Source organism: Agromyces rhizosphaerae, assembly GCF_027925245.1.
In the GTDB taxonomy this organism is placed as follows: domain Bacteria; phylum Actinomycetota; class Actinomycetes; order Actinomycetales; family Microbacteriaceae; genus Agromyces; species Agromyces rhizosphaerae.
Window position 1 is genome coordinate 3,122,829 of sequence record NZ_BSDP01000001.1, and the last position, 12,139, is coordinate 3,134,967.

Annotated in this window: 14 protein-coding genes, 1 tRNA gene and 1 riboswitch; of the genes, 11 read left to right on the forward strand and 4 right to left on the reverse strand. The window is 72.9% G+C overall.

The genetic code is table 11. The features are described 5' to 3' along the window. The first annotated feature begins 12 nt into the window (after nt 1–12). From gatC to QMG39_RS14770, 11 genes are all read left to right on the forward strand, one after another. A complete protein-coding gene (gene gatC, locus QMG39_RS14720) occupies nt 13–312 on the forward strand; it encodes an Asp-tRNA(Asn)/Glu-tRNA(Gln) amidotransferase subunit GatC (protein ID WP_281886291.1) in 300 nt (99 codons plus the stop codon). Continuing rightward, nucleotides 309–1,844 carry an Asp-tRNA(Asn)/Glu-tRNA(Gln) amidotransferase subunit GatA gene (gene gatA, locus QMG39_RS14725; RefSeq protein ID WP_281886293.1) on the forward strand — a complete coding sequence of 512 codons (1,536 nt, stop codon included), beginning with the start codon at nt 309–311 and terminating at the stop codon, nt 1,842–1,844. Before gatC ends, gatA begins: the two co-directional genes overlap by 4 nt. Next, complete coding sequence (gene gatB / locus QMG39_RS14730) at nt 1,844–3,361, forward strand: Asp-tRNA(Asn)/Glu-tRNA(Gln) amidotransferase subunit GatB (RefSeq protein WP_281886295.1); 1,518 nt, start codon at nt 1,844–1,846, stop codon at nt 3,359–3,361. Before gatA ends, gatB begins: the two co-directional genes overlap by 1 nt. Nucleotides 3,362–3,458: 97 nt before the next feature. Beyond that, a complete protein-coding gene (locus tag QMG39_RS14735) occupies nt 3,459–4,037 on the forward strand; it encodes a hypothetical protein (RefSeq protein WP_281886297.1) in 579 nt (192 codons plus the stop codon). Nucleotides 4,038–4,092: 55 nt separating this feature from the next. After that, entirely contained in the window at nt 4,093–5,355 is a 1,263-nt protein-coding gene (locus QMG39_RS14740; protein ID WP_281886299.1) for a DNA polymerase IV, read from the forward strand. A 73-nt stretch (nt 5,356–5,428) separates the two neighbouring features. Next, nucleotides 5,429–5,776 carry a GerW family sporulation protein gene (locus QMG39_RS14745; RefSeq protein ID WP_281886301.1) on the forward strand — a complete coding sequence of 116 codons (348 nt, stop codon included), beginning with the start codon at nt 5,429–5,431 and terminating at the stop codon, nt 5,774–5,776. 34 nt (nt 5,777–5,810) lie between these two features. Then, a riboswitch (TPP riboswitch) is annotated at nt 5,811–5,921 on the forward strand. 38 nt (nt 5,922–5,959) lie between these two features. Then, nucleotides 5,960–6,595, forward strand: coding sequence for an ECF transporter S component (locus QMG39_RS14750; RefSeq protein WP_281886303.1), 636 nt, complete (start codon nt 5,960–5,962; stop codon nt 6,593–6,595). 1 nt (nt 6,596) lies between these two features. Continuing rightward, nucleotides 6,597–8,063 (forward strand): ABC transporter ATP-binding protein, encoded by a 1,467-nt coding sequence (locus QMG39_RS14755; protein ID WP_281886305.1) that lies wholly within the window; start codon nt 6,597–6,599, stop codon nt 8,061–8,063. After that, nucleotides 8,060–8,842, forward strand: coding sequence for an energy-coupling factor transporter transmembrane component T family protein (locus tag QMG39_RS14760; RefSeq protein WP_281886307.1), 783 nt, complete (start codon nt 8,060–8,062; stop codon nt 8,840–8,842). Before QMG39_RS14755 ends, QMG39_RS14760 begins: the two co-directional genes overlap by 4 nt. Then, entirely contained in the window at nt 8,835–9,395 is a 561-nt protein-coding gene (locus tag QMG39_RS14765) for a nucleoside/nucleotide kinase family protein (RefSeq protein WP_281886309.1), read from the forward strand. The genes QMG39_RS14760 and QMG39_RS14765 overlap by 8 nt, the downstream gene beginning before the upstream one ends. 38 nt (nt 9,396–9,433) lie before the next feature. Beyond that, the gene (locus tag QMG39_RS14770) at nt 9,434–9,691 is read left to right on the forward strand and encodes a hypothetical protein (RefSeq protein WP_281886311.1); all 258 of its coding nucleotides are present in this window, start codon (nt 9,434–9,436) and stop codon (nt 9,689–9,691) included. 39 nt (nt 9,692–9,730) lie between these two features. On the opposite strand, the gene QMG39_RS14775 is transcribed toward QMG39_RS14770, so the two are convergent. From QMG39_RS14775 to orn, 4 genes are all read right to left on the reverse strand, one after another. Further along, nucleotides 9,731–10,978: a D-alanyl-D-alanine carboxypeptidase family protein gene (locus QMG39_RS14775; RefSeq protein WP_281887309.1), complete on the reverse strand. Its 1,248-nt coding sequence runs from the start codon at nt 10,976–10,978 to the stop codon at nt 9,731–9,733. Nucleotides 10,979–11,001: 23 nt separating this feature from the next. Further along, nucleotides 11,002–11,355 carry a metallopeptidase family protein gene (locus QMG39_RS14780; protein ID WP_281886314.1) on the reverse strand — a complete coding sequence of 118 codons (354 nt, stop codon included), beginning with the start codon at nt 11,353–11,355 and terminating at the stop codon, nt 11,002–11,004. Between the two features lie 28 nt (nt 11,356–11,383). After that, nucleotides 11,384–11,459 (reverse strand) — tRNA-His (locus QMG39_RS14785). Between the two features lie 49 nt (nt 11,460–11,508). Next, a complete protein-coding gene (gene orn / locus QMG39_RS14790; RefSeq protein ID WP_281886316.1) occupies nt 11,509–12,129 on the reverse strand; it encodes an oligoribonuclease in 621 nt (206 codons plus the stop codon). Nucleotides 12,130–12,139 lie beyond the last annotated feature (10 nt).

The window sequence follows — 12,139 nt, forward strand, 5'->3', positions numbered from 1 at the left end:
CGACGGAGCAGTATGTCCGACATCACGGCGGAGCAGGTCGCCCACCTCGCGAACCTCGCCCGCATCGCGCTCACCGACGACGAGGTGACGAGCCTCACGAAGGAGCTCGGCCAGATCATGCACGCGGTGGAGCAGGTGAGCGAGGTCGCCACGCCCGACGTGGCCGCGACCAGCCACCCGATCCCGATGCAGAACGTCTTCCGCGACGACGTCGTGGGCGAGACGCTGACCCCGGCCGAGGCCGTGGCGGGCGCGCCCGAGCACGACGGCTCGCGCTTCAAGGTCTCGGCGATCCTGGGGGAGGAGCAGTGAGCCGCGACCTGACCCGCCTCGGCGCCGCCGCCCTCGGCGAGGCCCTCGCCTCGGGCGAGGTGAGCGCCGTCGAGGCCACCCGGGCCCACCTCGAGCGCATCGAGGCCGTCGACACCGCGGTGCACGCCTTCCTGCACGTCGCGACGGATGCCGCGCTGGCCGACGCCGAGCGCATCGATCGCGCGCGCGCCGCCGGCGAGCCCCTCGGGCCGCTCGCGGGCGTGCCGATCGCGATCAAGGACGTGCTCGTCACCAAGGACATGCCCTCGACCGCCGGATCGCGCATCCTCGAGGGCTGGATGCCCCCGTACGACGCGACCCCGGTCGCGAAGGTGCGCGAGGCCGGCATGGTGCCGCTCGGCAAGACCAACATGGACGAGTTCGCGATGGGCTCGTCGACCGAGCACTCCGCGTACGGGCCCACCTACAACCCGTGGGACCTCGAGCGCATCCCCGGCGGCTCGGGCGGCGGCTCGGCCGCGGCCGTCGCGGCCTTCGAGGCCCCGCTCGCCCTCGGCTCCGACACCGGCGGCTCGATCCGCCAGCCCGCGCACGTCACCGGCACGGTCGGCGTGAAGCCCACCTACGGCGGCGTCAGCCGATACGGCTCGATCGCGCTGGCCTCCTCGCTCGACCAGGTCGGCCCGGTCACGCGCACGGTGCTCGACGCGGCGCTGCTGCACGACGTCATCGGCGGCCACGACCCGCACGACTCCACGTCGATCCCCGACCCGTGGCCGTCCATGGCAGACGCCGTGCGCAACGCCGACGTGCAGGGCCTCAAGATCGGCGTCATCCGCGAGCTCGACGGCAAGGGCTTCCAGCCCGGCGTGCTGGCGCGCTTCCACGACGCGCTCGCGCTGCTCGAGCGCAACGGCGCCGAGATCGTCGAGGTCAGCACCCCGCACTTCGAGTACGCGATCGCCGCGTACTACCTGATCCTCCCCGCGGAGGCCTCGAGCAACCTCGCGAAGTTCGACTCGGTGCGCTTCGGCCTGCGCGTCACGCCGCCCGGCGGCGGCACCGTCGAGGAGGTCATGGCAGCGACCCGCGAGGCCGGCTTCGGCCCCGAGGTGAAGCGCCGCATCATCCTCGGCACCTACGCGCTCTCGGCCGGCTACTACGACGCCTACTACGGCAGCGCGCAGAAGGTGCGCACGCTCGTGCAGCGCGACTTCGACCAGGCGTTCGCGTCGGTCGACGTGCTCGCGTCGCCCACCGCGCCGACCACCGCGTTCAAGCTCGGCGAGAAGCTCGACGACCCGCTGGCGATGTACCTGAACGACGTCGCGACCATCCCGGCGAACCTCGCGGGCGTGCCCGGTATCTCGCTGCCGTCCGGCCTCGCCGACGAGGACGGCCTGCCCGTCGGCATCCAGTTCCTCGCCCCCGCGCGCCAGGACGCGCGCCTGTACGGCGTGGGCGGTGCGCTCGAGCGCCTGCTCGAGGCGGAGTGGGGCGGGCCGCTGCTCGACCGCGCACCGTCGCTCGCACCCAATGAGATGACCGCCGCCGAGGAGGGTGCCGTCTGATGGCCCGCGCAGAACTGATGGACTTCGACAAGGCACTCGAGCTGTTCGAGCCGGTCATCGGCCTCGAGGTGCACGTCGAGCTGAACACCGTCACGAAGATGTTCTCGCCGGCCCCGAACCCGGCGAACGCCGCGTACCACGACGCCGAGCCCAACACGCTCGTCTCGCCGGTCTGCCTCGGTCTGCCCGGGTCGCTGCCGGTCGTGAACGGCGACGCGGTGCGCAAGTCGATCAGCCTGGGCCTCGCGCTCGGCTGCGACATCGCGGAGTCGAGCCGCTTCGCCCGGAAGAACTACTTCTACCCGGACCTCGCGAAGGACTACCAGATCTCGCAGTACGACGAGCCGATCGCGCACGACGGCGAGGTCGAGGTCGAGATCTCCGACGGCCGCGTCTTCCGCGTGCCGATCGAGCGCGCCCACATGGAGGAGGACGCCGGCAAGCTCACCCACGTCGGCGGTGCCACCGGCCGCATCCAGGGCGCCGAATACTCGCTCGTCGACTACAACCGCGCCGGGGTGCCGCTCGTCGAGATCGTCACGCGTCCCATCTTCGGCGCAGAGGCGGATGCCCCTGAAGTGGCGAAGGCCTACGTGTCGACCATCCGCGACATCGCCATTTCGCTCGGCATCTCGGAGGCGCGCATGGAGCGCGGCAACCTCCGCTGCGACGCGAACGTCTCGCTCCGCCCGCGCGGGCAGGAGGCGCTCGGCATCCGCACCGAGACGAAGAACGTCAACTCGTTCCGCTCGATCGAGCGCGCGGTGCGCTACGAGATCCAGCGCCAGGCGGCGATCCTCGCCAAGGGCGGCTCCATCACGCAGGAGACCCGCCACTGGCACGAGGACACCGGCACCACGAGCCCGGGCCGCCCCAAGTCCGACGCCGACGACTACCGGTACTTCCCGGAGCCCGACCTGCTGCCGGTCGTGCCGTCGGCGGAGCTGGTCGAGGAGCTGCGCGCCGCGCTGCCCGAGGCGCCCGCGGCCCGTCGCCGTCGCCTCAAGGCCGAGTGGGGCTTCACCGACCTCGAGTTCCAGGACGTCGCCAACGGCGGCCTCCTGAACGAGGTGGCCGAGACCATCGCTGCCGGAGCCACGCCCGCCGCCGCCCGCAAGTGGTGGACGGGCGAGCTGACCCGCCTCGCCAACGCGGCCGACACCGATGCCGCGAGCCTCGCGACCCCCGCGCAGGTGGCCGAGCTGGCCGCACTGGTCGAGGCCGGCACGCTGACCGACCGCCTGGCCCGCCAGGTGCTCGAGGGCGTCATCGCGGGCGAGGGCTCGCCGCAGGAGGTCGTCGACGCGCGCGGACTCGCGGTCGTCTCCGACGACGGTGCGCTCATCGCGGCCATCGACGAGGCGCTCGCCGCGCAGCCCGACGTGCTCGCGAAGATCCGCGACGGCAAGGTGCAGGCGGCCGGTGCGGTCATCGGCGCGGTCATGAAGGCCATGCGGGGCCAGGCGGATGCCGCGCGCGTGCGCGAGCTCATCCTCGAGCGCGCCGCTGCCGAGTAGTCCATTCGTGGCCGGCTGAGAGGCGACTCCCAGCCGGTTCGAGGCTGCCCTGCCTAGGCTGGCTCTTCCATCGACCCCGCACGGAAGCGAGACGACCATGGGATTCCTCGACCGACTGCTCGGCCGCGACGAGCCGCAGTACGCCGCACCCGCCCCGCCGCGTGCGCCGGGCAGGCAGCTGTCGGAGGACGAGCTCGCGGTCGAGCGCTACCGGTACCTGCTCCGCACCGCGCCGCCCGAGGCGGTCGAGCAGGCGCACAACGAGGCGTTCTCGAAGCTGACGCCCGAGCAGCGCCGGCTCGTCTACCGCCGCCTCTCGGAGGAAGCGGCCGCCGGTGACGCGCCGACCAGCGACCAGCCCGAGGACCTCGCCCGCTCGGCGACCCGGTCGGAGCTGCGCGAACCCGGCTCGATGGAGCGCGCGTTCTCCGATCGCGGGCAGAACGGCCCATCGTTCGGCCAGATGTTCGGCAGCTCGATGCTCGGCACGATCGCCGGCTTCGTGATCGGCTCCGCCATCGCGAACGCGTTCCTGCCCGACGCCTCCGCCTTCGACGCCGGCGCCACCGACGCCGGGGCCGCGGATGCGTCGACCGAGGCGGGCGGCGACTGGGGCGGCGACGCCGGTGGATTCGACGGCGGCGGCCTCGGCGACTTCGGGGACTTCGGCTTCTGATCCGACGCCCGTCGGGCGCACGGCCCGCGACGGCGGTCGGGGTTACGCTCGCAGCATGAGCAGGCAGGACGGCAGCGGCCGGCAGGTCACGACCGGGCCGGTCGACGACTCCGGCACGCCGATCCTGCACGTCGACATGGACGCGTTCTTCGCGTCGGTCGAACTGCTGCGCCGCCCCGAGCTCCGGGGCAAGCCGGTCATCGTGGGCGGCGGGGGCCAGCGCGGCGTGGTGTCGGCCGCCAGCTACGAGGCGCGGAAGTACGGCGTCTACTCGGCGATGTCGATGGCGCTCGCGCTGCGCAAGTGCCCGAACGCCGAGATCGTTCCGGTCGACATGCCGCGGTACGTCGCGATCTCGAAGCAGGTCATGACGATCTTCGAGGAGATCACGCCCTTCGTCGAGAAGCTGTCGATCGACGAGGCGTTCCTCGACGTGGGCGGTGCCCGGCGCCTGCACGGCTCGCCCGCCGAGATCGCGTGGACGATCCGCACGCGCGTGCGGCAGGAGCTCGGCCTGCCCTGTTCGGTCGGCGTCGCCGCGACGAAGTTCGTGGCGAAGGTCGCGTCCGGCCGGGCCAAGCCCGACGGCCTGCTGGTGGTGCCGGCCGACCGCACGCTGGAGTTCCTGCACCCGCTGCCCGTGTCGGCGCTCTGGGGGGTCGGGCGCGTCACCGAGGAGTCGCTCGGGCGTCTCGGCCTGCGCACGGTCGCCGACGTCGCCGCGACACCGCTCGACGCGCTCGAGCGCGCCGTCGGGCCCGCGGTCGGGCGCAAGCTCCACGCCCTCGCGAACGGCGTCGATCCGCGCGACGTGTCGACCCAGCACGTCGAGAAGAGCATCGGCCACGAGCAGACCTTCCGGCACGACCTCACCGACCCCGAGGAGATCCGGCGGGTGCTGCTGCGCCAGGCCGAGGACGTGGCCGTGCGCCTGCGCCGTGCGGGACTGCTCGGCCGCACGGTCGTGCTGAAGCTGCGCTACACCGACTTCCGCACCGTGACGCGTTCGCGCACGCTGGGCGAGCCGACGGACGTCGCGAAGCGCATCTACGACGAGGTCTGCCTCGCGCTCGACGCGCTCGACCTCGACGGCGACCGCGTGCGCCTGGTCGGCGTGCGTGCCGAGCAGCTGCGCCCGTCGGGGATCGCGGCGAGCCTCTGGGACCCCGACGAGGACTGGCGGCAGGCGGAGCGCACGGTCGACCGGCTGACCGAGCGCTTCGGCAGGGGAGCGGTGCGCCCGGCCGCGCTCGTGCGGCGGGGCGAGCACGACCGCGTCGAGCCGCAGCGCGGGCAGGTCGACCCGTTCCTGGGCTGAACGGCCGTCTCAGGGGCATCCGATCGGCCCTGACCCTAGCCCGACGCGACCGCTGCGGAGTAGCGTGGCCGCCATGGCTGATCTCGCGCTCGAACTCTCGAAGGCTGCCGGCGACGCCGGCATCAAGACCGTCTACGGCGACCCCGTCACGATCGAGGGCACCACGCTCATCCCGGTCGCGCTCGCGTACTACGGATTCGGTGCCGGCACCGCCGAGGGCGAGGCGTCCGGGTCCGGAAGCGGGGGCAAGGGCAGCGGCGGCGGTGGCGGCGGCCTCTCCATTCCGATCGGCGCATACGTGGGCAAGGACGGCGAGACGCACTTCGAGCCGAACGTCATCTCGCTCCTCGCGGTCAGCATCCCGTTCGTGTGGGTCGCGGGCAACGCGCTCGCCAAGCTCGTCAAGGTGCTGAAGAAGTAGCATCCACCGGCCCGCCTGCGCGCGGGTCTATACTCGTGTCGAACACGGGAGTCCGGTGAGCCGGGCTGAGAGGAAGGTTCTCCAACCTTCGACCGTCGAACCTGATCTGGATCATGCCAGCGCAGGGAGGCCGATTTCATCTCATTTCCCGTGCCGCTTTCACTGACAGAAAGGGCACGAACAGTGCACGCAACCACGTCCACCACCCCCTCCACCGCGACCTCGCGTCCGGCCCGATCGCTGCGCTGGCGCGTCGTCGACATCGTCGTCGCCAGCGTCGTGGGCGTCGCCGTCGGCGTCGTCTTCTGGGCCTGGGGCCTCGCCTGGAACGGCGTCAGCGCGCCGATCGAGGCGCTGCTGCCGGGCCTGCAGGCCGCACCCGCCGCGGTCTGGCTCGTCGCCGGCGTGCTCGGTGCGCTCATCATCCGCAAGCCGGGCGCCGCGATCTACACCGAGCTCGTCGCCGCCGTCGTCTCCGCGCTCATCGGCAGTCAGTGGGGCGGCTTCCTCACCATCGAGGCCGGCCTCGTGCAGGGCCTCGGCGCCGAGCTGATCTTCCTGCTGTTCCTCTACCGCAGGTGGAACCTGCCCGTCGCGATGCTGGCGGGTGCGGGCGCGGGCCTCGCCATGGCGATCAACGACCTCGTGCTCTGGTACGTCGGCGCCGCACCGGCGTTCGCGGTGATCTACGCGGTCTCCGCGGTCGTCGGTGGCGCGCTCATCGCCGGCCTGCTGTCGTGGCTCGCGGTGCGCGGGCTCGCCTCGACCGGCGCGCTCAGCCGCTTCGCGGCCGGCCGCGAAGCGCGGATCGCCGACTGACGTGACCCGAGTGGTTCCCGGTGCCGCCACCCCGGCCGCGGTTCGCGCCGTCGGCTGGGGCTGGCGGCACGCGGGCCGTCGCTCCTGGGCGATCGACGGCCTCGACCTCGCCGTCGAGCCCGGTGAGCGCGTACTGCTGCTCGGCGCCTCGGGCTCGGGCAAGTCCACCCTGCTGCACGGCCTCGCGGGCGTGCTCGGCGGCGAGGAGGAGGGCGACGCGCTCGGTTCGCTGCTCGTCGGCGGCCGGCCCGCGAGCGCCGGTTCCGCCGCGCTCGTGCTGCAGGACCCGGATGCCCAGGTCGTGCTCGCCCGGGTCGGGGACGACGTGGCATTCGGATGCGAGAACGCCGGCGTGCCCCGGGAGCAGATCTGGCCGCGCGTGCGGGAGGCGCTCGACGCCGTCGGGCTCGACCTGCCGCTCGACCACCCGACCTCGCACCTCTCGGGCGGACAGAAGCAGCGGCTTGCGCTGGCCGGCGCGCTGGCCATGCGCCCCGGGCTGCTGCTGCTCGACGAGCCGACCGCGAACCTCGACCCCGCGGGCGTGCGCGAGGTGCGCGACGCCGTTGAGCGGGTCACGCGCGAGTCGGGCGCGACGCTCGTCGTCGTGGAGCACCGGGTCGACGCCTGGCTGCCGGTGATCGACCGGGTCGTCGTGCTCGGTGCCGGTGGCGTGGTCGCCGACGGCCCGCCAGAGGCGGTGCTGGCCGAACGCGCCGAGGAGCTGGCGCGCGACGGCATCTGGCTGCCGGGCCGGCGGCTGCTGCCCGACCACGTGCCGTCCGCGCAGGGGCCGGTGCTCCTGGACGCCGCGGGGCTGGCCGTCGGGCGCGACCCGTCGGCGTCCGTGCTCGGCGGGCTCGACCTCGCCGTCCGCTCCGGCAACGCGACCTGCGTCACGGGGCCGAACGGCATCGGGAAGTCGACGCTCGCGCTCACCCTGGCCGGGCTCATCCCGCCGGTGGCGGGCCGGCTCGAGGCATCCGCCGCCCTCGCTCGCGGGGCGAACCCGGCGCCGCATCGCTGGCGCTCGAAGCAGCTGCTCTCTCGCATCGGCACGGTGTTCCAGGACCCCGAGCACCAGTTCCTCACTGGGCGCGTGCGCGACGAGCTCGCGGTCGGCCCCCGCGGGCAGAAGGTGCCCGACGGTGAGATCCGCGAGCGTGTCGACGACCTGCTCGTGCGACTGCGGCTCGATCGGCTCGCGGAGGCCAACCCGTACACCCTCTCGGGCGGGCAGAAGCGGCGGCTGTCGGTCGCCACGGTGCTCGCGTCGCGGCCCGACGTGCTCGTGCTCGACGAGCCGACGTTCGGGCAGGACGCGACGACCTGGGCCGAGCTCGTCGCACTGCTCGGCGTGCTGCGCGACGAGGGCCACGCGATCGTGGCGGTCACGCACGACGAGCACGTGGTCGACGCGCTGGCCGATCTCCGGCTCGACCTCGCGCACGAGGGGGTGCCCGCATGAGCCTGCTCGACGCGCGCGGCGGCACCACCTGGGTGGGGCGCCGCAACCCCGTCGCGAAGGTGGCCGCCACCGTGCCGCTCAGCATCGCGCTGCTGCTCACGCTCGACCCGGTGTCGGCGGGCACCGCGATCGTGCTCGAGGTCGTGCTGTTCTGGGCCGCGGGCCTCGGGTCGCTCGTCTGGTCGCCTCGCACGGCCGTGGTGTGGATCGCCGGTCCGCTCGCGGGCGTCAGCATGCTGCTCTACGGCCGCACGGGCGGCACGGTCTACTTCGAGTGGGGGCTGATCCAGGTCTCGCAGGGGTCGATCGAGATCGGGCTGTCGACCGCCGCCCGCGTGATCGCGATCGCGCTGCCCGCCGTCGTGCTCTTCCTCACGATCGACCCGACCGACTTCGCCGACGGGCTGTCGCAGACCCTCCGGCTGCCGGAGCGGTTCGTGCTCGGCGCGCTGGGCGCGCTGCGTCTCGTGGGGCTGTTCATGGACGACTGGCGCGCGCTCGCGCTCGCGCGCCGCGCGCGCGGCGTGGGCGACCGCTGGATCGTGCCGCGCCTCGCGGGCCAGGCCTTCGGCCTGCTCGTGCTCTCGATCCGCCGCGGGTCGAAGCTCGCCACCGCGATGGAGGCGCGCGGCTTCGGGGCCGATGTCGCACGCACGCACGCGCGCGAGGTGCACTTCGGCGGGGCGGAGGTCGCGCTCATCGCGATCGGCGCGCTGGCGGCCGCGGTGTGCGTCGCGGTCGCGGTGGCATCCGGAAGCTGGAACTTCGTCGTTGCCTGAGCGACTCGCGCCCGCCGTCGCCGTGCGGCGACTCGCCGCCCTCCTGCGGGCGGAGCCGTCGGCGACCGTGCTCGTCGACGGCCCGAGCGGCGCCGGCAAGTCGACGTTCGCCGACGCCGTGCTCGACGCCGCCGGTGCGCGTCGCGTGCAGCTGCTGCGGCTCGACTCGGTCTACCCCGGATGGGACGGCCTCGCGGCGGGCTCGGCGGCCGTGCGGCGCGGGGTGCTCGCCCCGCGCGTTCGCGGCGGTGCCGGCACGTGGCGCCGCTGGGACTGGGCGCACGACCGCCCCGCCGAGTCGCACCTCCTGCGTCCCGGCATCCCCCTCCTCGTCGAGGGCTGCGGCGCGTTCACCCTCCCCGGCGTGCTTCCAGACCCGCGGGTGGTGCGGGTGTGGGTGGTCGCGGGGGAGGAGGCGCGCAAGCGCCGGGCGCTGGAGCGCGACGCGGGCGGGTTCGATCCGCACTGGGCGCAGTGGGAGCGGCAGTGGCGCGCCTACGTGTCGGCGGCGGCGCCCGCGCCGCGGGCCGACCTCGTCGTCGCGGGCGCGTGACCGTTCCCGCGCGGCGGGTGGAGGACTACGGTGGGGACATGAACGCGAGCAATGAGGCCGTGCGGTACACCGCGGAGTTCGTCGACGGCCCCCTCGAGGGCCAGGCCGAGCAGCGCATCCTGGTCGCGGGCGACTACGAGCGCCGCGTCGGCATGATGGCCGCGGTCGACGGGCTGGAGTCGCTCTTCTGGTACGACGCGATCGACGAGCGCGACGTCGCCGGCATGGTCCACGTGCGCTACCGGTTCGACGCCTCCGACTCCGACCCGGTCGAGTCGGACGACGAGAACGACTGACCGGCAGCACGCGCGCGGGGCCGCCCACGCCCGCGCGGCTCAGCCCGCGAAGAACGCGTCCAGCATCAGCGACGGGTGCGTCAGCCGCCAGATCGGGCCCGGGTCGGTGATCGCCGCGTCGAGTTCCAGCGCGGTCGTGACGTCGCCGTCGGCGGTCGGCACGGTGACGCTGCCGACCTGGTCGCCGGGCGAGCCCGTGCTGAACGCCTCGACCACGACCTCCGGGGTGCCGCTCGCGTCGTTCCACGCGGGCTGCGTGCGATCGCTCGCCGCGACCGCCTCGGCCCGGTCGCCCCAGGGCGCCGTGAGCACGGCGTAGGTGTCGCCCTCGGTGATCACGGTGACCTCCTCGTCGACGAGCTTCAGGCCCTCGATGGCGGTCGTGACCGCCGGATCGAGCGTGTCGTAGTCGGGCATGCGCAGGAACGCGCCCGACAGCACGCGCACGTCGTCGCCCTGCCCGAACGTCGTGAGGAAGACGAAGCAGAGCCCCGCCTGGTTCGTGTACGAGCGCGAGAGGCCGCGCACGCCGTCGATGTCGTGCGCCGACACGTCGGGCACGGCCCGCTCGCCGTAGGTGCGCTCGTCGGCCGTCGCGAGGATGTCGACGAGCGCGGGCTCGACCGCGACGTACGCACCGAGCCGTGCCGCGTCGGCGGCGGTGCCGACGTTGTCGTCGGAGAGTCCGGTCGCATCGACGACCACGGTGTCGGCGATGCCGTGCTCGGCGAGCCAGGCGTTGCCGGCGATCGTGTACCCGTCGACCGAGCCGAACGCCCAGCGCGCGAGCCCGTCGGCGTGGTTGTTGCTCGAGCCGAGCACGACTGCGCGCAGCATGTCGCGCATGGTCCAGGTGTCGCCCGGCGTCGTCTGCACGGTGCGTGCGCCCTGCTTGCGGTAGTCGACGTACGCCTCGTAGTCGGCCGGCGTCACGGGAATGTCGGGCCCGGGCTCGCCGGCGGCGAGCGGCTGCGCCTCGAGCACGGCGAGCGCGAGCACGAGCTTCGCGACGCCCGCGATCGGCACCGGGTCCTCGATGCCCGCCTCGGCGAGCGTCACCGACTCGGCCGCCGTCTCCGGCGAGTCGGGGTCGACCACCACGACCGACGACGCACCGGCGTCCGGCAGCTCGACCTCGACCGTGCCGGCCGTCTGGGCGCCGGGGTCGACCGCCTGCACCGCGACCGCGGGCAGCGGACCGAGCAGGGTGGCGGGGCCGTAGAGGCCCAGCGCGATGATCGCGAGCGCGCCGAGGCCGATGAGGAGCGCGCGCAGGGGACCGGGCATCACCCGATGATCGTACCCACGGATCAGGCCCAACCGAGCTCGTGCAGCCGCTCGTCGTCGATTCCGTAATAATGGGCGATCTCGTGCACCAGCGTGACGTGGATCTCGTCGCGCAACTGGTCGAGGTCGTCGCACGCGTCGAGCAGCCCGAGCCGGTAGAGCACGATGCGGTCGGGCATCTCGCCGAAGCCGTACCGGTCGCGCTCGGTGACCGCGACGCCCTCGTAGACGCCGAGCAGGTCGAGCGAGCCGTCCTCGGGGGTGTCCTCGACCACGAACACGACGTTCTCGAGCCCGTCGACCATGTCGTCGGGCAGGGCGTCGAGCTCATCGACCACGAGCTGCTCGAAGGCGTCCTCGTCGAGTTCGACGGCCATCAGCACTCCTCGCGGGGAGGGGACGAAGTGGGGTGAGTAACGGGGCTTGAACCCGCGACCTCCTGGACCACAACCAGGCGCTCTACCAACTGAGCTATACCCACCATGCGGACTCGCTCGACGCACGCCGAACGAGGCAACTCGACGACTTTACTACACCTTTGCTGTGAACTCGTTCACGACGGCCTCCGAGATCTGCGCCAGCTCGTCGCTGGTCGGGCCCGGGTCGGCCACGAAGACCGCGCGGCGGTAGTACCGAAGTTCGCGGATGGACTCGAGGATGTCGGCCAGGGCGCGGTGCCCCCCGTGCTTGGCGGGGGCGTTGAAGTACACACGAGGGAACCAGCGGCGGGCGAGCTCCTTGATCGACGAGACGTCGACGTTGCGGTAGTGCAGGTGCGCGTCGAGCCGCGGCATGTACTTGGCGAGGAACATCCGGTCGGTGCCGATGGTGTTGCCGGCGAGCGGTGCCTTCTGCTCGTCGGGCACGTGCGCGAGCACGTACTCGAGCACCTCGTACTCGGCCTCGGCGACGCTCTTGCCGCCCGGGATCTCCTCGAGCAGGCCCGACTCGGTGTGCATCTTGCGCACGAAGTCGCCCATGTGCTCGAGGGCGGATGCATCGGGCTTGATGACGATGCTGAGCCCCTCGTCGACCGGTTCGAGGTCGTAGTCGGTGATCACCACGGCGATCTCGACGAGTTCATCGACCTCGAGGTCGAGTCCCGTCATCTCGCAGTCGATCCAGACGAGCCGGTCTCCCGAGGTTCCCATGCGACCGAGT

Bases quoted from the DNA above. Each gene is read 5' to 3' on its own strand.
- QMG39_RS14745 (WP_281886301.1), top strand. From the start codon at position 5,429: ATGGCTGATCTCGCGCTCGAACTCTCGAAGGCTGCCGGCGACGCCGGC.
- QMG39_RS14740 (WP_281886299.1), top strand. From the start codon at position 4,093: ATGAGCAGGCAGGACGGCAGCGGCCGGCAGGTCACGACCGGGCCGGTC.
- QMG39_RS14760 (WP_281886307.1), top strand. From the start codon at position 8,060: ATGAGCCTGCTCGACGCGCGCGGCGGCACCACCTGGGTGGGGCGCCGC.
- QMG39_RS14780 (WP_281886314.1), bottom strand. From the start codon at position 11,355: ATGGCCGTCGAACTCGACGAGGACGCCTTCGAGCAGCTCGTGGTCGAT.
- gatB (WP_281886295.1), top strand. From the start codon at position 1,844: ATGGCCCGCGCAGAACTGATGGACTTCGACAAGGCACTCGAGCTGTTC.
- orn (WP_281886316.1), bottom strand. From the start codon at position 12,129: ATGGGAACCTCGGGAGACCGGCTCGTCTGGATCGACTGCGAGATGACG.
- QMG39_RS14770 (WP_281886311.1), top strand. From the start codon at position 9,434: ATGAACGCGAGCAATGAGGCCGTGCGGTACACCGCGGAGTTCGTCGAC.
- QMG39_RS14735 (WP_281886297.1), top strand. From the start codon at position 3,459: ATGGGATTCCTCGACCGACTGCTCGGCCGCGACGAGCCGCAGTACGCC.
- QMG39_RS14775 (WP_281887309.1), bottom strand. From the start codon at position 10,978: ATGCCCGGTCCCCTGCGCGCGCTCCTCATCGGCCTCGGCGCGCTCGCG.
- gatC (WP_281886291.1), top strand. From the start codon at position 13: ATGTCCGACATCACGGCGGAGCAGGTCGCCCACCTCGCGAACCTCGCC.